General features: G+C 49.1%; 1 pseudogene. It reads right to left on the bottom strand.

The window, feature by feature from the left end:
- Positions 1-511, bottom strand: a pseudogene (locus L5470_RS13320) (RNA-guided endonuclease TnpB family protein); the annotation flags it as partial.

Here is a 511-nt window from a genome sequence, read left to right as displayed (position 1 = left end):
CGTATCCCTGTCAGGTCTTCCAAAGCAATAACACTGCCCGTTGCTTTTGCCCTTGCCACAATAGTCTTAGAAATGCAGTGGTTTACCCATGCCTGAAAGCGTCTCTCCCTGCCAGATAGCCGTTTCACCAGTTCCCGACATCTACGCCTAGAACTGCGTGTGCCTTTACTAGCCTTGTGTTGGAGTACCGCCCTCAGTTTGGAGTAGTGGTCTCGTACCTTAGTTAACTGCTGTCCATGCCAGTTGTCTCCTTCCGATGTATGTGCAATGTCTGTCCTACCAAAGTCAACGCCCAAAACCCCATGTCCAGTCTGAGGTTCTGGCACTTCTTCCTTTACTTGGATGTGGATATAAAACTTACCATCTTTGCGTTTGCAGAGAGTGGCAGAAGTAGGCTTCTTGCCCTTGAGTTTTTCTATCTGGTAGTTACCCACCACTAAGGGAATGCGTTCCCGTCCGTTTAGGGTGGAGAGGCTAACGCATTGTTCTTTCGCTCTGTAGTTCGGAAGAG

This window comes from Synechococcus sp. PCC 6717 (genome assembly GCF_022698185.1).
Classification (GTDB): Bacteria; Cyanobacteriota; Cyanobacteriia; order Thermosynechococcales; family Thermosynechococcaceae; genus Thermosynechococcus; species Thermosynechococcus lividus.
Note: the sequence above shows the minus strand (reverse complement) of the source record. Positions and strands in the feature narration are given on the sequence as shown.